We start from the raw sequence: 23785 nt of genomic DNA, 5'->3' as shown, positions 1-23785 counted from the left end.
TCTAAATTTCAAAGACTTACGGAGAAAATACATGTCAGAAGAATTTTACAAAATTAAAGTGAAACGCGGATCCGAGGAAGTTCCTTTGGAGCAATTCAAAGACAAAGTGCTTTTGATAGTGAATACTGCAAGTGAGTGTGGATTTACGCCTCAATACAAAGGTCTTCAAGAAACATATGATCGTTATAAAGCAAAAGGTTTAGAAGTTTTGGCATTCCCGTGCAACCAGTTCGGTCAACAAGAGCCGGGAACAGACGCAGAAATTAAGTTGTTTTGTGAAAGAACATTCTCAACTACTTTTCCAATCTTTTCTAAATTAGAAGTGAACGGACCAAATACTGATCCACTCTATCAACACCTTAAAAAACAAGCTCCTGGGATTTTTGGTTCCGTTGACATAAAATGGAATTTTACAAAGTTCCTTATCGACAAACAAGGAAATGTGGTGAAAAGATACGCACCAATTACAAAACCTGAAGATATCGAAAAGGATATCGAAAAACTTGTCAAAGCTTAAGAATCCCTCAGATGAGGTTCTTCTTTTGAAGAACCAAATTTGTTTTTCTTTATATTCTTCAATGCATCGTTTGATGAAGATCTACCGCCCACTTCTTGCGGCGGTGGGGCTTACTTATCCCCAATATCTTGTTATGTTGGTACTTTGGGAAGAAGAAAGAATTACTGTGAGTGGACTAGGGGAACGTCTGCAGTTGGACTCTGGAACGTTAACTCCTTTATTAAAGAGATTAGAGCAAAGTGGATTTGTAGAACGTAAAAGAAGTTCTGAAGATGAACGAGTTGTGTTTGTGTCACTAACGAAAGGTGGAAAACATTTACGTGAAAAAGCAAAGGCCATACCGGAACAGATTTTTTGTTTATCAGGAATTGAAGAAAACCAAGCAATCCAGTTAAAAAGAATTTTAGATGAACTTGGACAAACCTAAAAGAAAACTAATTTTCTGAAAATAATTTTTTCTTTTTTCTTGACGTTTGACGGATTCAAAAAAAGGATCTAACATCGTTTAGGTTCATTTTCATTCTTACCTGAGAAAGTGAAGGTTCATTACATATGCCGAGACTAATTTTGTCACTTTGCTTTTTCTTCTTTATCTTTATAATTTCCTGTAAAAGTTCATTTTCAGAAAATCCATGCGATCCCAATGGTCAAAAGTTTATAGACACGTTGTTATTAAAATGGGCCATCTCAGATTCGAGCGCTACATGCAATAAAGTATACCTCCCGGCAATCCCCAAAGAAATCTTAGAATATTCAATTCCTAGTTTGGGAGTAACGGGGATCATCAAAGGAAATCAGATTGTCATTACTTCTGAAACCATTGTTACAATCTCTTCCTATGTAGCAAGTTTTAAGACAAATGGTGTTTCTGTTTCTATCAATGGTGTTCCGCAAACGAGTGGTGTGACTTCAAATTCATTTCTTTCTCCTTTGACGTATGTTGTGACCGGAGCAGACGGAAGTAACAATGAATACACGGTCCAAATGGTAGCACCTCGCGTTTTAGGGTCGGGTTCCCTTCGCCTTTGGTTTAAAGCAGACCAACTAACATTGAATGATGGAGATTCGATTGCGACTTGGTCCGATGTCAGCGGGTATGGGAATCATATTGCTCAAGGAACTCCGACTCAAAGGCCAGTGTTTCGAGTGAACCAAGCCAATCGTTATCCCATTGCAGAGTTCAGGAGTTCAACAGTATCGCGAATGGATTTATCTGGGGGAGTAGGCTTGTATGTTACTAATAGCGGAAGCGTTTTTTTTGTCCTGAGATTGGTAGATACAATTCCAGGTGGAATTACTTTGTTAAATCTAGATGGTAGCCAAGGAAGAGAGATATCCATAGATCATCCAATTTCTACATATCTTGTATGTCGAAATGGCGCAAGTTGCTCCAACATATCAGCTTTACCAATTCAAAAAAATGAATTTCTTGCGATAGGTTCAGTGCAAGTTTTAGTGACTTCCGCTCGCGAATATTGGAATGGAAGTTTAAAAAACCAAGTATCTATCTCGTATGATTATTCTGGCGGTGCCAGTCCTAATACTCTTTATTTAGGCAATGGAAATCTTGATGCAGATATTGCAGAAGTTCTTTATTTCAACACGGATCTTACAGAAGCAGATGTTCAGAAATTGTTTTTTTATCTGAATACGAAGTATGGGCTTTCGCCAATGTAAAAATCGAATTTGACATTCCTTGGTTTATAAACCAAAACATGAACTTTCTATCACAAAAAAACGGGAAGTGGCGAATTCTGCAATACAAACCAACAAACATGTGATATATGGTAGCCATTGGGTGGCGGGTGGATTACCCCACCCAGTTCGATTAGGGCGGGGATCTCTACCATCTTATTCCCCCACACCTCCAATCCTACTTGCCCACAAATCCCTAACATCCAATCTTGAACCAATGGATCTAAATACCATCAATCTGAAACGATTCCATTTACATTATTTCAGCTATCTATTTCTTATATTCATTCTAAGTCTTCCGTTAACTGCTGGTTTGGTGGAGGATGGATATCGTCTGATTTTCTATTTCGGTGGGGCTATGTCCTTTGCCATCCAAATGGCCATTTTGCAACTCCGGTTCCTTCCTAGAAAAATCCCCGCTTTGGCAGAGTCAGGCTTTCCCTTTTTTACCGTGTTTCTCTCCTTTTTTCTAAATCTAGGCATTTTGACTGCCTTGCAGGTCTTAAAGTACCCTTTTGAGGCAACTTCTGGATTTTTAATTGCCTATTTCGTCCACCTTCTTTTCCTTGTATTTGCGAGCTATTTCAGTGGAAAATAAGTCTAAATATCGGTTTTTTTTATCATTTTTATTAGTTTTTTCCCTTAGTTTTACGAATGTTTTTGCAAACGATTCGGAAGGGCACGGCTCTGATGAGGGCTTCGATTTCAGCGAAGTCATGGCGCACCACTTAGGTGATGCTCCTATTTTTCCTCTCAACTTTGGTGGTACAATTGTTACTGAAGGACAACCTGAGTTTGACGCAGAAAACCATGATGTCTTTGTAAACCATGACGGAGTGAAGTATCATTACGTAGGCGGGCTCGATCTTCACATTACCAAACGGGTGACCATGATGTGGATCGCATGTTTCTTTATGTTCCTTGTTTTTATCCCGGCTGCAAATCTGATCGCAAAGAATCCTAAAAAAGTTCATAACAAATTTACTTCTGGTGTAGAGGCTTTCGTAAGTTATCTAAAAGAAAATGTTGTGGATTCCTCTCTTGACCACCACGGACATTCTTATTACCATTACATCTTCTCTTTGTTTTTCTTTATTCTTTTCTGTAACTTGTTTGGCCTCATTCCTTCTGTCGGGGAACTGACTGTTGCTGCTTCTGATGCACTTGTTGCGGTTGGATTGTATGAACACACCCCACACTCTCTTCACACGTTTGGAGAAGTTTGGTCAGGGATCACACCCACTGGTGACATCAGTGTCACCCTTTCTCTCGCATCCATTACATTACTTACCATTTATGGAACAGCATTTTCTTACCAAGGAATTTCCTTCGTAGCACATGCAGTTCCAAAGGGAGTTCCGCTCCTTCTCTGGCCACTCATGTGGGCCTTAGAGTTCATTGTAACTCACATTGCTCGCTCTTTTGCGTTAACAATGAGGTTACTTGCCAACATGACAGCAGGACACGTTATGATCCTTGCGTTACTTGGTTTTATCTTTATGAGCGAAAGTTGGCTCATTGCACCTGTATCTGTACTCAGTTCAGTGCTTATTTACTTTTTAGAACTACTTGTAGCCTTTTTACAAGCGTTCATTTTCTCACTGCTCACAACCGTGTTCATCGGAACTGTGATGCATAGACATTAACATTGGTTTTATTTATATTATAAAACACACAGGAGTGAAACGAAAACAATGGAATTCGGTTTAGGATACATCGCAGTAGGACTCGCAGCAGGACTTGCATTACTTGGTGCAGGAATCGGTATTGGTAGAATTGGTGGATCAGTGGCAGAAAGCATTAGCCGCCAACCAGAAGCAGCGGGAAAGATCCAACTCGTTCTTTACGTAGCAGCAGGTATGATTGAAGGAGCAGCACTTTTCGCAGTGGTAATCGCTCTTCTTATCGCGCTCAAACTCAATGGCTCAATTGACAAAACAATTGGTGCTGGTGCCACTAAAGTAGAACAAGGACAATAGTCTTGGTTATCCTCGCGGCTTCCGGCTTCAATTTGCTGAAAGTCAATCCGGGTCTGGTCATCTGGACCCTGGTCACTTTCTCAGTTGTTGTCTTCGTTCTTAAAAAATTTGCATGGGACAAGATCCTTCATGCTCTCGAAGAACGTGCTTCCGGCATCCAAGGCGATATCAACAAAGCAGAAACCCTTCGTGTAGAAGCAGAAAAGTCTTTAAAAGAATACAAAGACCAACTCTTCAAAGCGACGGAAGAAGCTCATAAAATTGTAGATGAAGCTAAAAAAGATGCAGTTGCTCTCCGCACAAGATTGACGGAAGAAGCACACAATGAAGTGAAAAGCATTAAAGATACCGCAATTCGCGAAATTGATTTAGCGAAAAGCAGAGCTTTGTCTGAAATGCAAAACCAAATTGTGGAAATGTCCGTTCTCATCGCGAGTGAGATCTTGGAGAAACAATTGAAGAAGGAAGACTATGCTTCCTTTGTCGAAAAAGAGATCGCAAAACTCGATAAACTTAAAATAAAATGAGTCTGAACCAAATTTCAAAGGTTTACGCAACGGCACTTTTAGAGTTAGCTCAAGAAACTAACTCGCTTGAGTCAACAGAAGAGGAACTTTCAACACTCGTTGATATTTTCTTTTCTGATGAGTCAATCCGCCATTATTTCCTTTCTCCATTAGTTGATCCTTCTGAGAAAGAACGAACTGCAGAAAAGTCAGTTCAGGGGAAGGCATCGGATATCGTAGCCAACTTCATTACACTTGTGGTTCGTAAGAATCGATTTCTATTCCTCAAGGATATTTTGGAAGATTTTAGAACAGGAGTGGACCGACTTAAAAATCGTAGTTCTCTTCGCATTGTTTCCAAAGATTCTCTTGGCAAAGAAGCCGTAGATCGAATCACCAAGTCTATCTCTTCCAAGTTCGGACGCGAAGTTCGTGTCACAGAACAAACGGATCCAACCCTAATTGGTGGATTCAAAATCTTTATAGACGACTTTTTAATCGATGCCTCGATCCGTGCAAAACTTGCCGGAATTGAAGAGGCTCTCCTCCAAAAGAAAATCCCAGTCGGAGCATTTGAATGAAAATTAAAACAGACGAAGTAACGTCGGTACTAAAACAAGAAATTAAAAACTTCAAAAAAGACCTTCAAGTTGAAGAAGTTGGAACGGTTCTCGAAGTAGGGGACGGGATTGCGAGAGTTTACGGACTCACAAACGTAATGTCAGGAGAGCTTGTTGAATTCCAAAACGGAGTTCGAGGACAAGCATTCAACTTAGAGGAAAACTCCGTTGGGGTTGTGATCTTCGGTGATTATATTAAAATTGAAGAAGGTTTTTCCGTTAAACGTGTGGGAAAAATCTTCGAAGTTCCAGTAGGACCTGAACTTCTCGGTCGAGTGCTAAACCCACTTGGGGAAGTAATCGACGGAAAAGGGCCTCTGAACGCTAAAAAATCAAGACCAGTTGAGTCACCAGCTCCTGGAATTGCGATGAGAAAATCAGTTCATGAACCAATGCAAACAGGAATCAAAGCGATCGATGCGATGATCCCAATTGGACGTGGACAAAGAGAGCTCATCATTGGTGACCGAGGAACTGGAAAAACTTCCATCGCAATCGACACCATCATCAACCAAAAAGGTAAAGGTGTTATCTGCGTTTATGTAGCAATCGGCCAAAAAGCATCTACTGTTGCTTCCACCATCGAAATGTTACGCGAAAAAGGTGCCCTTGAGTATACGATCATCGTATCGGCAAACGCTTCTGAACCTGCTCCTATGTTATACATTGCACCTTACTCTGGTGCGACTATGGCTGAATACTTTATGTATGAAGAAGGAAAGGCAACACTAGTTGTTTACGATGACCTTTCCAAACAAGCCGTAGCATATCGTCAAATGTCACTCCTCCTTCGCCGCCCACCAGGTCGTGAAGCTTACCCTGGAGACGTATTCTACCTTCACTCTCGACTCCTTGAAAGAGCGGCGAAACTCGATGATAAATTCGGTGGTGGGTCTATGACGGCACTTCCTATCATTGAAACACAAGAAGGGGAAGTATCTGCTTACATTCCGACTAACGTAATCTCGATCACTGATGGTCAGATTTACCTTCAGTCCAACTTATTTGCATCGGGCCTTCGCCCTGCGGTGGACGTGGGGATTTCTGTATCACGGGTAGGATCTGCAGCGCAAATCAAAGCGATGAAAAAAGTAGCGGGAACGTTGAAGTCCGATTTGGCTCAGTTCCGTGACTTAGAAGCGTTTGCACAGTTGGGAACAGAACTAGATCCAGTGACACAAGCACAGCTTGATCGTGGATACAGAGTTCTTGAAATTCTGAAACAACCAAACAACTCTCCATCTCCAGTAGAAGAACAAGTGATTTCCATTTTTGCTGTGACCAAAGGATTTATGGATACAATTCCAACTGCAAAAGTTAGAGAATTTGAATCTTTCCTTCTTCGAACGATGAGAGAACAACACTCTGAAATTTTGGAAGAAATCAGAACTGCTAAAGAAGTAAAACAAGAAGCAGCACTACAAAAAACAATCAAATCGATTGTTGAACATTTTTTAGCAAAGAATAACTAAGGGGAAAGATCTTGGCGACACCGCGTGAGATAAAAAAGAGGATTAACTCGGTTAAAAACACGAGAAAAATCACTCGAACCATGGAGATGGTCTCCACGGCAAAGGCAAAAAAAGCCACTAACAAAGTGAATGCGGCGAAACCATACGCTGATTTAACTCGTGAGTTGGTTTCTTCTTTGTCTAGCCTTGCTGGGATCATCCACAGCCCTTACTTAAGGAAGCCGGATAAAATCCGAAAAGTTGCTATCCTTGCAATCGCCGCAAACCGTGGGTTATGTGGTGGTTTTAACTCCAATCTTCTTCGGATGGTCAAAAACCGAATCGAAGAGTTGAAGTCAAAAGGTGTGGAAGTAGAAGTCCATGCCGCAGGGAAAAAAGCCATTGCTTTCTTTAAATTTGCAAAGGTTGAGTTGGTGACAACACATACCAATATTGATGACAAAGCGGGAAGTAAAGAAGCGAACGAACTTGCAACTTACTTTATGGAACGTTTTGCAAATGAATCAGTGGATTCTGTTGAAATTATTTCCACTCACTACTATTCAGCAGCAACTCAGAAACCAGAGATCACAACGGTTCTTCCGTTATCAATGGAAGATACAAGTTCCAAAGGTTCTTCTGGCCCGGAAGTGTTGTATGAACCGGATCCAAAAACAATTTTGGAAAACCTTCTTCCGATGGTGATCAAAACAACTTTTGTTAAGATCATTTTGGAGTCGGTAGCTTCCGAACATATTGCACGTAGAGTAGCGATGAAAGCGGCGACAGATGCGGCTGGTGAGATGATCAAACTTCTGACTCGCGGATACAACCGAGTTCGTCAGGCAAAAATTACACAGGAAATTTCAGAAATCGTAGGGGGAGCGGAAGCCATCTCCTAACAAAGGTCTTTCGGAGTATATATGAATAAAGGTAAAATTAAACAAATCATCGGTTCGGTAATGGACATCAGTTTTGATTCCGGGAATATGCCTGAGATCTACAATGCCGTAGAGATTCAATCTAAAGTAAACGGCAAAGACGTAACAATTACTGCAGAAGTGCAACAGCACATTGGAGACAACACGGTTCGTGCGATCTCCCTTCAATCCACAGACGGATTAAAAAGAGGATTAGAAGTGATTGATACAGGAGTTCCGATTTCTGTTCCAGTAGGAACAAAAACTCTTGGCCGTATCTTTAACGTGCTTGGTGAAGCAATCGACGAACTCGGTGACCTTCCGAAAGACGTAAAAAAGATGCCAATCCACAGAAATGCTCCGTCTTACGATGAAATTAAACCAAAAACTGAAATCTTTGAAACAGGGATCAAGGTTATCGACCTTCTTGCTCCTTACATCAAAGGGGGAAAAACAGGACTATTCGGTGGTGCTGGGGTAGGTAAAACCGTTCTCATCCAAGAGCTAATCAACAACATCGCAAAACAACACGGAGGATATTCTGTGTTTGCGGGTGTGGGTGAAAGAACTCGTGAAGGAAACGACCTTTGGAATGAGATGAAAGAATCTGGAGTGATCGACAAAACAGTTCTTTGTTTTGGTCAAATGAACGAACCACCAGGTGCTCGTCTTCGTATTGCACTTTCTGCTTTGACTATGGCGGAAAACTTCCGTGACGAATCTGGATCTGATATCCTTCTCTTCGTAGACAATATCTTCCGTTTCTCCCAAGCAGGTTCTGAAGTTTCGGCTCTTCTTGGTCGTATGCCATCTGCGGTAGGTTACCAACCAACTCTTTCCACTGAGATGGGTGGATTACAAGAACGAATCACTTCCACAACCAGGGGCTCCATTACTTCGGTGCAAGCGATCTACGTTCCTGCCGACGACTTAACTGATCCGGCTCCTGCGACTGCGTTTGCTCACTTAGATGCAACAACGACTTTATCTCGTGCGATTTCTGAAAAAGGGATTTACCCTGCGGTGGATCCACTCGATTCCACATCGCGCATCATGAACCCACAAATCGTTGGTGAAGAACACTACAACACAGCTCGTGAAGTACAAAGAATTCTTCAAAGATACAAAGACCTACAAGATATCATCGCGATCCTTGGTATGGACGAACTTTCTGAGGATGACAAAATTCTTGTTTCTCGTGCTCGTCGTTTGGAGAAATTCCTCTCGCAACCGTTCCACGTAGCTGAACAGTTTACTGGTCGACCTGGAAAGTATGTAAAATTGGAAGATACCATCCGTTCCTTCAAAGGAATCATTGAAGGTAAGTATGACACACTTCCAGAACAAGCATTCTATATGGTCGGATCGATTGACGAAGCGATCGAAGCGGCGAAACAACTCAAAGGTTAATCAGGATGAGTAAAGAACTGACTTTAACAGTCATCTCTCCTGACAAAATCCTTTACCAGGGCAAGGCAGAATCAGTGATTTTGCCTGGTTCTGTCGGTTATTTTGGAATTTTACCAGGCCATGCAACCCTTGTCTCCCAACTCGATTTTGGGCTGATCAAATTGCATACGGCTGGAAAAGAATTCCGCATCGCCATCGACGGAGGATTCTGTGAAGTGAGAAACGACCAAATCAGAGTTCTTACCGAAGGTGGGGATTCTGAAGACGATTTGTCACACGACCACGCGGTAGAACTCCTCGAGGAAGCGGAAGCCCTTCCCATTTCCAAAGACAAAGAAATTCTACTAAAGAAAGCAAAAGTTCGCATTTTACTGCACGAACGTTAATTTTTTTCCCCCCTTCTTGCCGAAAATAAACCAGAGGGGGATTTCCTTTGGCTATAGATTGGATTCGACGTTCTGTATTGGTAACGGTACTATTAGGCGGATTCTATTACTTAAAGGAAAACCCTGATTTGCGAAAAAGAATCTATTCTGAAGAGCCGATTCGTGTTAGAATTGAGGGACCCGTATTGAATCCCGGATTTTATTCATTGGAAGCGGGTTCAAATGGAAAGGATTTGATTGAAATGGCGGGTGGATACGTACCCGGAACGCAGATCAAAATGGAGGACAGTATCTTGGAGCAGCCGTTAGAGGATGGCCAGGTACTAAATTTGGGAAAACGGTAATCGAGGCGAATGGCGGATCAAGAACAGAATAAAAACGAAGATCTAGAAAACATCGAACCTATACTCGATGAAGACTCGTTTTCTTTGGATTTGGATGATTTTGATATGGGTGACGATGACTTGGATGTATCACCTGGAATCGAGGCCCCAAACCTAGAAGATATCTCTGCTTTTGATGATGAAGATGATTCCATTTCAGATATGGTTGCTTCCTCCGATTCCTATGATGATTTATTAGATATAGATTTAGATTCTGACTTAAATTTACTTGGGGAAGAAGACCCCATTTTGCATGATGAAGACATTCATGCTGATTTTTCCGACTACGAAGAGGAGTCAGAAAATGAAAAGCCTAATACTTCCGCCAAACAAACGTATAACGAAATTGATGATGAAGACCTTGAATTAGAATTTGATGATGATTTAATCGATCTTGATAAAGAAATTGAATCGATTCTTAATGGTGAAGATGGAATTCTAACTTCTAAAAAATCCAAACAGGATTTAGAAGAGGAAGAGGATGGCCCCATTTCACTTTCTCTAGAAGAATTAGAAAACATCACAGGGAATTTGGAAGAGGAAGATCACTTAGGGGAAACGGAACGTCCTCAATTTGGCGATGAAGATCATAGAAATGATTTAATCGATGAACATTCCGATCTAGATTTAGACTTAGACGATTCGGAAATTGATACAAATCTAACCTTCGATGAAGAAGGTAAACCACAATTTGATTTAACCGACCATGACGAAGATTCATTTATACCTAAAGATGATTTAGGACCTGGAAATGAAGAAGAGGAAAGCGAATTCAAACCTCTAGTGGACCCAGAAGAAGAGGAACTATTCGGAAAAAACAAAGAAGATGAAAATCTTACTCTATCTGATGAAGAACTTGGAAGTATCCTAGGAGCAGGTGGAGAAGCTAGTTTAGAAGAAACATTAGGTTCTGAAGAAGAATTTTTAACATCCGATGAAGAATCAGACTTACCAAGTTTCTCTGATGACGAAAGCGGATTTGATTTGTTAGGTGGTGAATTTGAAACACCAGAAGAAGAACCATCGTTGCAAGAAGAAGAGGACGAAGGCCCGCTCACATTATCCTTAGAAGAGTTAGAAAATATTTCTGGCGAAGCCATTGAAGAGGATTTTGAAGAACCGACTTCTGACATCTTAAACGAAGAAATAGAAGATGAATCTATTACCTTAAGCCCAGATGAACTTGGAAATATCATTGCTAGTGATCCAGTTGAAGAGTCAGATGATTCCGTAAGTTTTGATATTGAAGAAACCGACGAATTAGAAACTGATCTTGGTGATGACTTCGGTTTTGATTTAGGAGAAACCGAATCTGAAGCGGAACAAGAAGAAGCAGAAAGTTCAGCCGAAGGTCTGGAAGGTCAGATGGAAGGATTTGAATCTTCTGAGGAAGAAGATGAAGGTCCGATTGCTCTTTCTATGGAAGAATTGGAATCCATTGCTTCTGCTTCTGATACGGAAGAAAGTTCAGAAGAAGAACTTGTTGATAGTTTTGATCGAGCACCACTCCCATACGAAGAGGAGTTAACTCCAAAATCCGATTTGATGGCAGAGGACGAAGAAGACGAGTCCATTGCCTTATCGATGGAGGAATTAGAAAACATCACTGCATCAGGAGAAGAGGAAGCTGAACAAGAAGATATCACTCTTTCGGCAGAAAGTTTGGATGAAATTCTTGGTGAAGAACTTCCGGGTGAAGGATTGGAAGATATTGCAGATCTTCCAATTGAAGAAGATTTTTCTTTATCAGAACAGATCGGTGATGAAGATAATCTAGTGGAACACGAAGCCGATATGGATTTCGGTGATTTTACTACTGACTCTGCTGTTGATGATAGTTTTGATTTATCAGTTCCTGACTTATCAAAAGAAACAAGAACTCCCACACTTGCAAGTGATGATTCAGAGGAATTTGAAGTTGATTTAGATGAATATGCAATGGAAGGAAAACTCTCTCCATTGGAAGAACTCCGTAAATCAGATGTATCTGCACCGGAAGAAAAACGGTCTTCCTCAGAAGACGCATTTGCTGATGCGGGTGGCGAAAATCTATCTGTTGGTGATCGTAAAAAGGTCCTAGGATATTTAGACAACCTACTCGGTAATCTTCCTGATGAGGTCATCAGAGAGTTCTCGAAATCACAATACTTCGAGTTATACAAAAAAATGATGAAAGAATTGGAGTTATAAAAGTGGGACTTCTCGATAGAGCCGAAGAAATTAAAAAGACTTCGGGTTCCCAGGCTCCAAAATCTCCAACTAATCCTCAAGACAAGCCGTCTTTATTGAAAAAAGCAGAACACTTTCGTGAAGAAATTGAATCTCCTATTGTAGATTCCGTTTCAATTAAAGATTCCGACTCAGAATGGTTAGACGATAGTTTCCCGGATACACTCGCTACAGAAATTGGTGATCTTCCGAATCCAGATGGAGAAGAGGAGTTTGACCTCAGTGATATACCTGAGTTGACGGATGCCGATTTTGGTGACTTGGCGGATGAGGAATGGGATGAAAACCCACTTCCACAGTTAGAAAATGATTTAGAGAATGGTTCGAATGATTACCAACCTATCTCCGATGAAGATTCAGAATCTGAGCCATTAGTGGAGCCTGATTTAGATTTTGATTTGCCTTCGGATGAAGAATCTTCTCCTGAAGTAGAAGCAGAACTACCAGAAACTCCGGAACCTAACCCGATACCAGAACCACCAAAGGCAAACGAACCAGAGTTTGGTGATGATTTGATTGATCGTGACTTTCATGATGATATCTCTGAGCCCGATGCCCCACTTCCAGAAGTCAATATTTTTGATGAATGGGAAAATGATGCAAAGAGGGAAGCAGCCAAGCAGCCGTTAAGGCAGGCAAAGGATGATCCAGCTCCTATTGGCGAAGATGTACTGTTTGATGACGAATCTGACTTTGGAACGGCACCAATGTCTTATCATCTTGCTTCTAAAAAACGAATCGAAAATTACCAAGCCATATTTGAAATCACCAAGGAAATTGCATCCTCTAAAGAATTTTCTGATTACTTTGACAACTTAGTTTATAGTTTGATTGGGCAAGTAGGTTGCAATTCAGTTGTTGTCTTAACTTCCACAAACCCAAAAAATCCGAAATGGGAAGCTGTTGCGGCACAAGGAATTCAATCGAAGGATTCTTGGTATCTCTCTCCAAACGATGAAATTTATTCTCGTATTTCTGATTCGGAAACTGTTATTTATGCAGGTGAGTTTAAATCATCACGTTTGCCCAACCGGGAATTGAATTTATTAAATGAAATGGGTTCCGAAATCCTCGTTCCCATTCGGCACGGGCAAAAGTGCTTTGGAGTATTGTCTCTTGGTAAACTGATCAACGGAGAAGAATACATTACAGATGATTTAGAGTTTGCAAAAATTGTTGGTGATATCGCAGGTTCGGTCTTTGAAAGAGTATCGGAATTTGAATTGATGAATGACAATTTAATACAGGCAAAAGAGGTCATCGGTATCAATGAATCTGTATTACAATCTGCTAGAGAATTTGCCCGTGTAAGAAAAATGGACGAAGCCTATGATCTTCTCATTGATAATATTAAAAACAAATTGGGCGTAAAACAGTTTTCCTTTTTGGTGTTGGATTCCGAAACTAGATCCGACTATATTGTGTTTGGTTCTAATTTTATTTTACCGGAACGGATCAAAGATTTTAAACTTAGCAAAGACTCAGATATAGTCGGAATGGTATCAAACGTTCCAGGTGTTTATAAGTTAGAGAATTTTAGAGAAGACTCGGAACTTAAATCAATTTTTACAAATGATGAGTTAGGGATCATGAATGAGTTTACCATTCTTCCTATTATCAATTTGAATTGGCTTGTGGGAATGGTAATTGTCCATTCGACTGGGTCTGCTTGGACAGACACAACAAGAGATGTGGCAGTAACTCTTTTAGAGACTTCGGCCCCTGTATTTGCAAATCTTTTGATTTTACAAGAAAAAGAAGCGTTATTTAGGAATCCATTCAATCCTTTAGAATCTCGAATTTTGAGCGAAATCGAAAAATCGTCTCAGATGAATTTGAATTTTACCGTTTCTTTATTCAAAATTCAAAATGTATCCAGAATGATTCATTTGGTAGGTGCTGGAACATTCGCTCGTTATGCGGACGTTCTTCGTAAAACTATGATGGATCATATTGGGGAATTGGACTTTTTTACTAGAGTAGGCCAAGGAAAATTTGCAATGGTACTTCACGGAAAAGACAAAGAAGAAACTGAAGTAGTCATCAAAAAAATCAAATCCTCTTTTGCAAAAAAAGAAGAAGCTATCATTGGTTCATTTCGTGCCACTTACCGCGTTTTAAATTTATCTTATCCGGATGACACCAAGGACAAAAATCAATTTTTGGAAATGGTTGAAGAAGCCTAAGTAACGTTTGTGTTATTTAACTCGATTTCCTTTCTTTTTCATTTTCTTTTCTTTTATTTAATTTACTATTTCGTTTCCAGCCGTGTTCGCAAATACCTACTTCTTTTCTTTGGGATATATTTCTATTCTCAGTGGGGAGTTAACCCCACCATTTTACTACTAACTTCCGTAATTTTTAATTACTCTTTGGCAAGATATCTTTCGAATCAATTGGGTCAAAAGCGGAAGATTATGTTTATATTTGGGGTAAGTTCAAATTTAATTTATCTAGCAGCTTTTAAATATTTTATGTTTGTTTGGCAGTTGTTTTCTGATTTAAAAATCAGTTTTGGTTTTCCTGGACTTGTTTGGAAACCCGAAATTATTTTACCTATTGGTATTTCATTTTATACATTCCATAACATTAGTTACTTAATTGAAGTTTATGATAAACGAATCAATCCTACAAAAAACTTTTTAACTTTTGCAATTTATGATTTGTTTTTCCCGTTGTTACTTCTTGGACCGATTGAAAGACCGGGAAATTTAATTCCACAAATAGAATCTGAACAAATCATCACTAAAGAAAAGATATGGAATGGCATTTCGTTATTTTTCTGGGGGGTTTTCATTAAATCCACAATCGCTGATCCATTTTCTAGATATGTAGAAATTCATGCTTTCTCTTTTGAATCTTTAGAACCTGGGATACTATGGATTGTGGCCCCAGTCATTGCTTTCCAAGTGTATGCAGATTTTTTTGGTTATTCCCTTTGTGCTATGGGCCTTGCGGAGATGATGGGCTTCCAGCTTATGAACAATTTCAAAAGACCATTTTTTTCTTCGAATCCATCAGAGTTTTGGTCAAAATGGCATATTTCCCTTTCAACATGGCTACGAGATTATGTTTATATTAAGTTAGGTGGCAATCGTCATGGTTTCCTTCGTGAAAATTTAAATTTAATGGTAGTTTGGTTTCTTGCAGGGATTTGGCACGGTGCCGGATATGGATTTGTTATTTGGGGAATTTATTTGGGCTTATGTTTGGTTCTCTACCGTTGCCTTAAACATTACGGTTTGGTAAAGGAGAAAATAAGGTTTGTCTCTCTTGTTGGCACCTTTTTTACTTTTTATAGTTTTTCATTGGGATTGTTATTATTTCGTATCCAATCTCCTTCTGAAACAAAGTTAATATTACAAAATTTATCTTCCTTACCAAGTTTGTCCTCAATTCCATTGATGATTCTTTGGACAGCATTACCATTGGTCGTTTTTGATTTTTGGCAAGAAACCAAAGATACAGAACGTCCGAACTTTTTTATATCCGCAAAGCCATATAAATTTCTTTTTATGTTTTTTATTTTATTTCTTTGGTTTTCGTTATTTTCTCCGTTTGGGAAAGAGGATTTTTTCTATTTTCAGTTTTAAAGATCATTATGAAGTTACGTTATTTTTTTATTACATTTCTAGCCATTTCTCTTTGGATGCATATAACAGAAGGATGGATGATTCAGTTTTGTGAAACCACTTCTGCTTATTGGTATTTAGCGAATCAACGTATGGTCTATAAGGAAGCAAAGATTCTGGTTTTGGGAGACAGTCAGATTGTTAGTGGGATTTCACCTGACACATTCGCGGAAATAGAAGGGCTATCGAAAGAAGAAGTTTTATACCTTCCGAAACCGAGCCAACAACCGGAAGGAATTCTTTCCGATTCTTTGGATGTTATCCACCAATTACCTAAACTAAAGAAAGTATATGTAAACTTATCTCCATTAAATACAAGTAAAAACTCAGTCACCGATGCAAACCGACAATTGTTTTATTCCTTTGGCAATTTGTCCAAATATACAATCACAGATCCGTTATTAAGGAAGGCTTACTTTTCTAACCTAACAGATTTGAGTTGGAAATTGCTTGTTAAGGTATTTCCTTATTTCGGTCTCAGTTCCAATATAAATCGTTTGGTATATGATCCGGCTGCTCAAAATGATATTCCGCGAAGAAAACAAGAGTATTTGTACATTAAAGATAGTATGGAAAATCAACAAGGTGCTTGGGTTTGGAAATCGATAGGTAATGATCCTACATTATTAGAATCAGAAATTTTTCCAAATTTAAATACACAGGTCTTGGCGGGAAGGCGGGATTTATCCATTCAATTGTGGTTAGAATGTGTTCGAGTTTGGGAAAAACAAAATTTAGAGATCATATTCCTTCGAATTCCTTTTTCACCAAAAATGGAGAGGGATATACTCAAAACAGAAGCAAACTTAGTAGCTGATGGTTTTTTTAAAACGATCACGGAAGATCCTAATCGAAAGAAAGTAAAAGTTTTGGATTTTAAGTCTGAGTTTTTAGAGGAGTATCAGTATTTTGCTGACTTAACGCATCTCAACCAAAAAGGAAAAGATGCGTTTTCTTTGTTATTGAAAAGAGTGTTATTTGATCACGCCCACTCGTCGACCAAGGGCATGTAGGTTGACTCCCCAACCAAGTCCAAAAAATTGTTTTGGCGTTAGTATTTCATCTGTACTTGGATCCCAAATATCTTTTACAAATGCTTCTGCTGAAATTTCTGTTCCGTATGGGATTCCCCAAAAATTTTTATCTTCACCGTATGACATGAATCACCTCACTATTTAGCCAAATCTTACGATTTAGAGGATTCTACCATAGTATAAAATTCTTGAAAATGATAAGCTGAGTCGTGTGGACCTGGGCAAGCTTCTGGATGGTATTGGACTGCCATTACCGGAAGACCTTTGGTTTTTAGTCCAGCAACCGTATTGTCGAACAAATTGATCCTTGTAATTGGCATCTCACTTGTTGACTCTCCCAGAACATGGAACCCATGGTTTTGAGATGTGATTTCAATTTTCCCTGTTTCTTCGTTTCGAACAGGGTGGTTTCCGCCTCGGTGACCGAACTTAAGTTTGGCTGTCTTTTTTCCAAGAGCCAACCCAATGATCTGGTGTCCTAAACAAATTCCAAACAATGGCTTTTTTGCATCCATAATGGCTTTTGCAGAAGAGATGGCATAATCCAAAGGAGCAGGATCCCCTGGCCCATTGGATAAGAAAAAAGCATCAAATCCATCTTTTAGTAAGTCTTCTGCTTTGGTTTTGGCAGGGAATACGTGTACGTTGAATCCTGCTGCATCGAGAAGTTTGAGAATATTTCTTTTGATTCCAAAGTCATAGACAGCAAGTTTAAATTTGCTTGGAGAATGCGCTCCAAATACATACGGTTTTTCACAAGTGACTACTTGTGCAAGGTCTTGCCCTTCCATGGAAGGTGCATTTTTCACTGTCTCTAAAAAAGAATCTTCATAGGTTTCGCTGATAAAAATTCCGCAAGACATCGCACCTGAGTTTCGAATAATACGTGTTAGTTTACGAGTATCGATCCCTTCGATGGCGGGAACTCCAAACCGAATGAGAAACTCACTCAGAGTTTCTTTGGACTGGAAGTTGGAAGGTCGTTTGACATATTCTTTGACAATGAGTCCAGAAGCTTGGATCTTATCAGATTCCATATCGTCTGGATTGATACCGTAGTTCCCAATCATCGGGTAAGTGAGGGTCACGAGTTGGCCTTTGTAGGAAGGATCAGTGATGATTTCCTGATATCCCGCCATAGAGGTGTTAAAGACTACCTCACCAATCGAATTTTTATTTGCACCGAAGGATCGGCCCTTCATGACCGTTCCGTTTGCTAAAACCAAAAAAGCCTGCATCCAGTCCATTCCAAAGAAATGGGTCCTAATGACGAACAAAAATTCATCACTCTTTGATGTAATATCGTTTTATCCGATCGTAATGGTAGTCCCCATTGATTTCCACTGTTTCCAATTTGGAAAGTGCTTCTGCCATCTCTTTGGCGAGTTCAGGATCAATGGTTAAATAGGAACGTTTCCCCCGGACCAAATAGACAATTTGCCCTGTTTCCCCATCTGCTTCAATGACCTGGCCTTGGATTCTTTTGGATAGAGGAGAAGGGGAGCTGACAGACACTTGGTATTTCTGGAAAATATGAAGCCGTCCTACACATAACCAGACATCGGAGGTTGGAGTAAGTTGTGTTGCCTTTCCTTCAATATGGCGTTTTTCAAATGATTGGTTCCCCAGAGCAAGGCCCATGGTTTCGGCATCACAGTGGATGGTTTTTTCTCGGAGGTTGGTTTGGTCGAGGAATCGGAACTGTGGATCTTCTCCAGATGCTTCCCAATGAACCAATTCGCCTGAAAAACGAATCACCTTTCGTTCCAATCCAAACCGATCGGTCGAAAACAGAACAAAAAGCAAGAACAATCTGCAAATAAGGAAAACTTGTTTAGACGGCATTAGACTCATTCGATTTACCACATTTAACACAATTTTCGTTTAAATTTAAAAATTTTATTTGACAAATCCTAGAAGAACGACTAGTTTCATTGCAATTGTCGGTATGAACGACTGCTCACTTGCATTCGTTTGTCGACAGGTACGAAAAAAATTCAGGAAACAACTCACTAAGGAGTAATCATCAATGCTGAAATCTCTACGTTTTGGAATGATGGGGTTCTTACTTTTGTGCTTAGCTGGTAGCTTAAGCGCACAATCTGGTCCTCGTTCTTATTTTATGATCGGTCTTGGAGCTCAATTTGACCTAGCTCAACTCGGTGGAACCATCACAAAAGATGGTCTAGACTCTGGTCAGCCAAGACTTCGTCCAGATGGATCTGCTTACGGAACGCCACAAAAAGCTATCTACGCTGAAAACACTTTGATCAGTTTGAAAAGAACAACTGGTGGTGCAATCGGTGCAAAAACAAACGGAGCTATGGTAGGTGGAAACGTTAACGTAGGTTACGAAAAAGAGGGGGTTTTTGGAATCAATAGCCTTTTTTGGAGAATCAACGTAAACTATACAACCAAAATCGCTGGTGGTGATACATCTTCAACTGTAATGGGTTACAAATGGTTAGACCAAGAGTGGCATTACACTGCTTGGACTGTTCCTACATACCTTGGTATCAAACTTTACAACGCAGCTAACGACACTGCTGTTTACGTTGGTGCTGGTGTGAACTACTTCCAAGGATGGTGGGGAGTTTCTGGAACCATCAATAACCCTGGACTTCAAACTTTTGCTCCTGGAGTTCTTGGACCTGGTGGTGCTTTACTTGGTGATGCTCCTGCTTCTGGAATTCATAAAGAAAACGTACGATTTGGCGCAAGTGGAATCGGTTTGAACTGGTTAGTTGGTGCACAAACAAAAATCACTGACAAAGGTCACCTTTTCTTCGAACTAGAAACTATCCTTTCCGCAGGAATGGGAGTTGGTGGGGTTTCTTCACTTGGTGGTGCTTCTGCTCTTGCTCCTTGGGTTGCATACCCAGTGGTAATCGGTGGACAAACTTACCGCGTAGGTTACAAAATCGAAATCTAATCAGTATTTTACTGATTCCATCAAAAGCCGGTGTTGGATTCCAACCCCGGCTTTTTTTATACCTTCATGGATCTAGAGGATTTTTGTTTAGTCCATTAGCCTTGTAATGAAATCTTTATCTCTAGTTGTCACAGAATTTGTTTCGTGAGTGAACAATTGTAATCGAAGTTTGTTGTAGACATTCCAAATCTCTGCATGGTGATCGATTGATTCAGAGACCAGGGCTACTTTTGTGATAAATGAAAATGCTTCCGTGAAATTACGAAATTCTTTTTCCATTTTAAAAAAGGGAACCCCATCTTTTGTATCCAATTCCCATTCTTTGTAGGTATTTAAGAGGTTTTTTATTTCCAAATCAGAAAGATTAGTTGGCTTTTTTCTCATGGTGTCCCTTTCCGTTTATGAAAAACAATTAAATAAAGTCCTAGAAGGATGATTCCTCCTCCAGCTAACTTTTGTAAGTCTATTGGTTCGTTCATAAAGATGATTCCGACAAACATCAAAAATATTGGTTCAATGAGCAATGTTGCATTGAGTTTGCTGATCGGTAGATAATTATGCGCCTCAAAATAAAAAGCTCTACCTAAAAAATAACCCATTAACGAAAAAAATCCAAGTATAACAATGATTGGCAACTTGGGGATTAAAAAAGAACCAATCAATAGAGAATATAAAAAGAAAAATACACATAACAAAAATAATCGTAAATAAGCATACTCGAGTCCCAAAATTTCAGGGATGTATTTTTTGATCATATAACTTTGAATCGCAAATAAAAAAGCGCTGATTAAAATACAAAACGCAGATATTAGATTGATCTGACCTTCCAAAGTTGAAATCAAATAGATCCCGACCATTGCCAATAAAATTCCAAATATTTCGCGATCTTTAAAACGTTCACCAAGAAACATTACTCCCAAAATCACATTATACAAAACAGTTGTTTTGATTAGGATTGCCGCAGGACCAAGATCGGTTTGTTTGAGTGCATAATAATACAGTACAATCCCCATCGCATTGGAAAAGGTACCGAGGAGTAAAACCAAGCCGTCTCTTTGGATTGTGAGGATTACTTTTTTTCTTCGTTTAGAGGAACTCAGAAAAAAAGGTGTGACCAATAAGAAAGCAAATCCCACTCCAAATAATGCAGCCATTTCGGGAGTAAGATTAAACTTGCGAAAAACTTCCTTAAAACCTATGACTTCGAAAGCAAAGAATACTCCCGTTAAGAAGACAAAAAAATAACCTTTTTTTTCGTTACCAGTCAATGGGTTCTTTCCCTTGTGAATGTAAATATTCGTTCGTTTTGGAAAAATGTTTGTTTCCTAAAAATCCTCTGTATGCAGAGAGAGGGGAAGGATGTGCCGATTTTAAAATTAAATGTTTGTTTGGTGGTATAAGTGATTCTTTTTTCTGCGCAAATGATCCCCATAACAAAAACACAATATTTGATTTTTTCTCCGCAAGGATTTTGATTGCGGCATCCGTGAATTCTTCCCAACCTTTATTTTGGTGGGAACCTGCTTTGTCTTTTTGCACAGTCAGAGTGGCATTCAGTAGAAGAACACCTTGGTTAGCCCAATGAGTTAAATTTCCTGATTTTGGAATGGGTTTTTGTAAATCATCGGCAATTTCTTTAAAGATGTTCTGTAGGGACGGGGGAAAAGGCACTCCTTCATTTACGGAAAAACAAAGGCCATGTGCTTGCCCAGGTCCATGGTAGGGATCTTGGCCGAGAATCACCACTTTGACTTTGTCGAAAGGACAAGAATCAAAAGCATTGAAGATTAATTTTGCTGGAGGATAAACGATAGAAGTTTTGTATTGATCCCTAATCCATTCGCGTAAGTTAGAAAAATAAGGTTTTTCAAATTCATCCTTAAGGGCTTCTTTCCAGCCGGACTCAATTTGTACGTCTTTCAATTTTACCCTCCGAATGAAAGTATAATACTCGTAAGTCGATCCCTCCATGTGTGACATGGACGGTTTTTTTGGAAAAACTCCGAAGTTCTCTCATACAATCACTCCATTTTTCTTCCGTCGGACAAAGCACAAAACCAATGAGTTTAGGATGATTCTTTGTAAGTTTTAAAAGTTCTTCTAATCGTTTCCCAATTTTGGAATAAAGTTTTTCTTCTGGTCCAGTTCGTTCGTGTTTGCGGAGTCCGTAAGGTGGATTCAAGGGTAAAAAATAGTGGGTTAATTCGGAATTTCCTTCCGGTAAAACAGGAAAGGTTCTTAAAAAATCAGAAATACTATGATCCCAATGTGATATTTGAATTATCTTTCTCCAACGTTTGAACTCTTCGGACCAATAACTCGCTAAAGCTGGGTCCGTATCTTGGATGACAATGGGAGTGAATTCGGTAGAATTTGTAGATAATTGTTCTTTTTGTTTCTTTTTAAAATGTTCGAATGATTTTTCGGGAAACAGATTGAGTTTAAAAAATAAAAAGTCTCTTGGTAAAGAGAGAAGGCATACGTTTTCTTCCTGTAACGCCCATTCGGTGGCGAAAGTCAATGTACCTGCAAACGGAATGTACAGAGCAGAAATTTCTTTTTTAGAAACCAAAAAGATATCAAAACACTGTTGGATTAGAATCTGGCTTAAGTCTTCAGGTATTGGGGCACTTGTTGGAAAATTGGCTTTTACCCCTCTTTTGTATCCTGGTTCTCCCAATACGGAAAGAGATACAGTAATTTCGTCTTCAAAATAGCTGATATATAAGTTTTCTTTAATTTCGTAAAACTTTATATTTGAATCAGAGAACAATGGTTTTGCGATTTGTACGGCTTCCGTTAGAATTCTATCCCATTCTTCTTCTCTAACATCAGAAGATTTGTCCCAGTCTTTAGTGCGCCCAATTACAAGGCGAACATCTCTTAAAAAAAGACCATGAAACAAAAGATAGGCGATTTGATGTGAGTTTGTGTTTTCTAGTTTGATTTTTTCCGAAAAAATACGTATATTTGGTTCTGGTTGGTTAGGTAAGGGAACTGAATTTAAGATTTCCTTTATTTTTTCACCAACCCAAGAAGCAGTTCCGGGAGAAAAATACACCTCCCAACTTAAGGTTGTTCCTGTTTGTGGTTTGCGGATTCTAAATTTCCAATTCATCTTTTCCTTGCTCTGAACCTTTCTTTCGAAAAATTGTCTTCTATATGTCCAGGATCTTCACTCCAGAACTCTTTTTGGTGATTGCCGCCATTCTTTGGGGTGGAACCTTTGTGGTCATCAAACTTGCACTAGATTCGGTGCCTCCCTTCTTATTTTTAGCAGTTCGATTTTGGCTTGCTGGAATCATCACATTGTTCCTGTACCGAAAGACTTTGTTCTCCAAAGAGAACCGTCGGTGGGATTACATTCTACCAGCATTTTTTGTGGCCTGTTCTGCTCTTTTGGGTTACGCCTTCCAAACGATAGGACTTGTTTATACCACTGCCACACAGTCTGGATTTATGACAGGTGCCTATGTCGTATTTGTTCCTTTGCTTCAAATAGCGATTGAACGTCGTCTTCCATCAGTACGAACATGGGTTGCGGTTTTAATTGTAGTCATTGGGCTTTTTATGATTTCACAAAATGGGAAATCGTATGAGGAAATTCTTGGGTCGATGGAATTTGGGTTTGGTGATGGGCTCACTCTCATTGGAGCATTTTTCTTTGCGATTTATATCATACTCATTGATATTTTTAGCAAAAAAATTCCAACGCAAATCCTTGTGTCTTTTGAGATCCTTTTGATTGCGATTGTATCCACTACTTTGTTTCCTGTAGAGTCTATTTTTCTTAACCAAAAAATCTCGGTTCAGTTTGATTTGAAATTTTGGATTGGGATATTTTATACCTCCGTTTTTGCTACAATTTTTACGACACAGATTCAGGCGAGATACCAAAAAGCTGTTCCGCCCGCAAGGGCAGGATTGTTATATAGTTTGGAGCCAGTATTTTCTTTCTTCCTTGCCTACTTGGTGTTAGGTGAAAGATTGGGAACAATCGGTGCGATTGGTTCGGGCCTAACTCTTTTTGGAATTGTATTTTCTGAATTAGGTAAGTGGAATCAAAGAAAAGAATAACGAACCGTAAAGTT

General features: G+C 39.5%; 25 protein-coding genes. 18 read left to right on the top strand and 7 right to left on the bottom strand.

The window, feature by feature from the left end:
- Positions 1-31 precede the first annotated feature (31 nt).
- From CLV96_RS07070 to CLV96_RS06990, 16 genes are all read left to right on the top strand, one after another.
- Complete coding sequence (locus CLV96_RS07070; protein ID WP_004786784.1) at positions 32-517, top strand: glutathione peroxidase; 486 nt, start codon at positions 32-34, stop codon at positions 515-517.
- Positions 504-944 (top strand): MarR family winged helix-turn-helix transcriptional regulator, encoded by a 441-nt coding sequence (locus tag CLV96_RS07065; protein ID WP_004787739.1) that lies wholly within the window; start codon positions 504-506, stop codon positions 942-944. The genes CLV96_RS07070 and CLV96_RS07065 overlap by 14 nt, the downstream gene beginning before the upstream one ends.
- Positions 945-1183: 239 nt before the next feature.
- Complete coding sequence (locus tag CLV96_RS07060) at positions 1184-2194, top strand: DUF5018 domain-containing protein (protein WP_040917273.1); 1011 nt, start codon at positions 1184-1186, stop codon at positions 2192-2194.
- 19 nt (positions 2195-2213) lie between these two features.
- Positions 2214-2810 (top strand): hypothetical protein, encoded by a 597-nt coding sequence (locus CLV96_RS19985; protein ID WP_004785356.1) that lies wholly within the window; start codon positions 2214-2216, stop codon positions 2808-2810.
- Positions 2779-3858, top strand: a complete 1080-nt coding sequence (gene atpB, locus CLV96_RS07050; RefSeq protein ID WP_414534277.1) for a F0F1 ATP synthase subunit A — start codon at positions 2779-2781, stop codon at positions 3856-3858. The genes CLV96_RS19985 and atpB overlap by 32 nt, the downstream gene beginning before the upstream one ends.
- A 48-nt stretch (positions 3859-3906) precedes the next feature.
- Entirely contained in the window at positions 3907-4191 is a 285-nt protein-coding gene (gene atpE / locus CLV96_RS07045) for an ATP synthase F0 subunit C (RefSeq protein ID WP_002975055.1), read from the top strand.
- 2 nt (positions 4192-4193) lie between these two features.
- Positions 4194-4718: a F0F1 ATP synthase subunit B gene (locus CLV96_RS07040; RefSeq protein ID WP_004787159.1), complete on the top strand. Its 525-nt coding sequence runs from the start codon at positions 4194-4196 to the stop codon at positions 4716-4718.
- On the top strand, positions 4715-5278 hold the full coding sequence (gene atpH / locus CLV96_RS07035) for an ATP synthase F1 subunit delta (protein ID WP_004786370.1): 564 nt from the start codon (positions 4715-4717) through the stop codon (positions 5276-5278). The genes CLV96_RS07040 and atpH overlap by 4 nt, the downstream gene beginning before the upstream one ends.
- Complete coding sequence (atpA, locus tag CLV96_RS07030) at positions 5275-6789, top strand: F0F1 ATP synthase subunit alpha (RefSeq protein ID WP_004784521.1); 1515 nt, start codon at positions 5275-5277, stop codon at positions 6787-6789. Before atpH ends, atpA begins: the two co-directional genes overlap by 4 nt.
- Before the next feature lie 11 nt (positions 6790-6800).
- Positions 6801-7670 carry an ATP synthase F1 subunit gamma gene (atpG, locus tag CLV96_RS07025; RefSeq protein WP_040917274.1) on the top strand — a complete coding sequence of 290 codons (870 nt, stop codon included), beginning with the start codon at positions 6801-6803 and terminating at the stop codon, positions 7668-7670.
- Between the two features lie 21 nt (positions 7671-7691).
- The gene (atpD, locus tag CLV96_RS07020; protein WP_004785876.1) at positions 7692-9098 is read left to right on the top strand and encodes a F0F1 ATP synthase subunit beta; all 1407 of its coding nucleotides are present in this window, start codon (positions 7692-7694) and stop codon (positions 9096-9098) included.
- A gap of 5 nt (positions 9099-9103) precedes the next feature.
- Complete coding sequence (gene atpC, locus CLV96_RS07015; RefSeq protein WP_004784107.1) at positions 9104-9484, top strand: ATP synthase F1 subunit epsilon; 381 nt, start codon at positions 9104-9106, stop codon at positions 9482-9484.
- Positions 9485-9837: 353 nt separating this feature from the next.
- Entirely contained in the window at positions 9838-12057 is a 2220-nt protein-coding gene (locus CLV96_RS07005) for a hypothetical protein (RefSeq protein WP_004787591.1), read from the top strand.
- Positions 12058-12059: 2 nt separating this feature from the next.
- On the top strand, positions 12060-14282 hold the full coding sequence (locus CLV96_RS07000) for a GAF domain-containing protein (RefSeq protein ID WP_004785045.1): 2223 nt from the start codon (positions 12060-12062) through the stop codon (positions 14280-14282).
- 231 nt (positions 14283-14513) lie between these two features.
- The gene (locus CLV96_RS06995; protein WP_004786621.1) at positions 14514-15689 is read left to right on the top strand and encodes an MBOAT family O-acyltransferase; all 1176 of its coding nucleotides are present in this window, start codon (positions 14514-14516) and stop codon (positions 15687-15689) included.
- 8 nt (positions 15690-15697) lie between these two features.
- Positions 15698-16741: a hypothetical protein gene (locus CLV96_RS06990; RefSeq protein ID WP_004787575.1), complete on the top strand. Its 1044-nt coding sequence runs from the start codon at positions 15698-15700 to the stop codon at positions 16739-16741.
- Here the strand turns inward: CLV96_RS06990 and CLV96_RS06985 are convergent.
- The 3 genes from CLV96_RS06985 to CLV96_RS06975 are packed head-to-tail and all read right to left on the bottom strand — an operon-like array spanning position 16703 to position 18607.
- Entirely contained in the window at positions 16703-16888 is a 186-nt protein-coding gene (locus CLV96_RS06985) for a DUF5808 domain-containing protein (protein WP_004787592.1), read from the bottom strand. The two genes, CLV96_RS06990 and CLV96_RS06985, sit on opposite strands and share 39 nt — an antisense overlap.
- Before the next feature lie 26 nt (positions 16889-16914).
- On the bottom strand, positions 16915-18000 hold the full coding sequence (gene carA / locus CLV96_RS06980) for a glutamine-hydrolyzing carbamoyl-phosphate synthase small subunit (RefSeq protein ID WP_004786618.1): 1086 nt from the start codon (positions 17998-18000) through the stop codon (positions 16915-16917).
- A gap of 46 nt (positions 18001-18046) precedes the next feature.
- On the bottom strand, positions 18047-18607 hold the full coding sequence (locus CLV96_RS06975; protein ID WP_243836429.1) for a hypothetical protein: 561 nt from the start codon (positions 18605-18607) through the stop codon (positions 18047-18049).
- Between the two features lie 184 nt (positions 18608-18791).
- Here CLV96_RS06975 and CLV96_RS06970 point away from each other — a divergent pair, with 184 nt between their 5' ends.
- Positions 18792-19694 carry a porin OmpL1 gene (locus tag CLV96_RS06970; protein ID WP_004784366.1) on the top strand — a complete coding sequence of 301 codons (903 nt, stop codon included), beginning with the start codon at positions 18792-18794 and terminating at the stop codon, positions 19692-19694.
- Between the two features lie 87 nt (positions 19695-19781).
- Here the strand turns inward: CLV96_RS06970 and CLV96_RS06965 are convergent, their stop codons facing one another.
- From CLV96_RS06965 to CLV96_RS06950, 4 genes are read right to left on the bottom strand one after another with little or no spacing between them, the layout of a single operon-like run.
- The gene (locus tag CLV96_RS06965) at positions 19782-20078 is read right to left on the bottom strand and encodes a 4a-hydroxytetrahydrobiopterin dehydratase (RefSeq protein ID WP_004784980.1); all 297 of its coding nucleotides are present in this window, start codon (positions 20076-20078) and stop codon (positions 19782-19784) included.
- On the bottom strand, positions 20075-20962 hold the full coding sequence (locus CLV96_RS06960; RefSeq protein WP_004786079.1) for a DMT family transporter: 888 nt from the start codon (positions 20960-20962) through the stop codon (positions 20075-20077). The genes CLV96_RS06965 and CLV96_RS06960 overlap by 4 nt, the downstream gene beginning before the upstream one ends.
- Positions 20952-21617, bottom strand: a complete 666-nt coding sequence (gene ung, locus CLV96_RS06955) for a uracil-DNA glycosylase (RefSeq protein ID WP_004784120.1) — start codon at positions 21615-21617, stop codon at positions 20952-20954. The genes CLV96_RS06960 and ung overlap by 11 nt, the downstream gene beginning before the upstream one ends.
- A complete protein-coding gene (locus tag CLV96_RS06950; RefSeq protein WP_004785362.1) occupies positions 21598-22812 on the bottom strand; it encodes a hypothetical protein in 1215 nt (404 codons plus the stop codon). The genes ung and CLV96_RS06950 overlap by 20 nt, the downstream gene beginning before the upstream one ends.
- A gap of 44 nt (positions 22813-22856) precedes the next feature.
- On the opposite strand from CLV96_RS06950, the gene CLV96_RS06945 reads away from it, so the two are divergent.
- The gene (locus tag CLV96_RS06945) at positions 22857-23771 is read left to right on the top strand and encodes a DMT family transporter (RefSeq protein ID WP_004786645.1); all 915 of its coding nucleotides are present in this window, start codon (positions 22857-22859) and stop codon (positions 23769-23771) included.
- The last annotated feature ends 14 nt before the right edge of the window (positions 23772-23785 follow it).

The organism is Leptospira meyeri, assembly GCF_004368965.1.
In the GTDB taxonomy this organism is placed as follows: Bacteria; Spirochaetota; Leptospiria; order Leptospirales; family Leptospiraceae; genus Leptospira_A; species Leptospira_A meyeri.
This window is presented reverse-complemented; position numbering and strand designations above follow the sequence as displayed.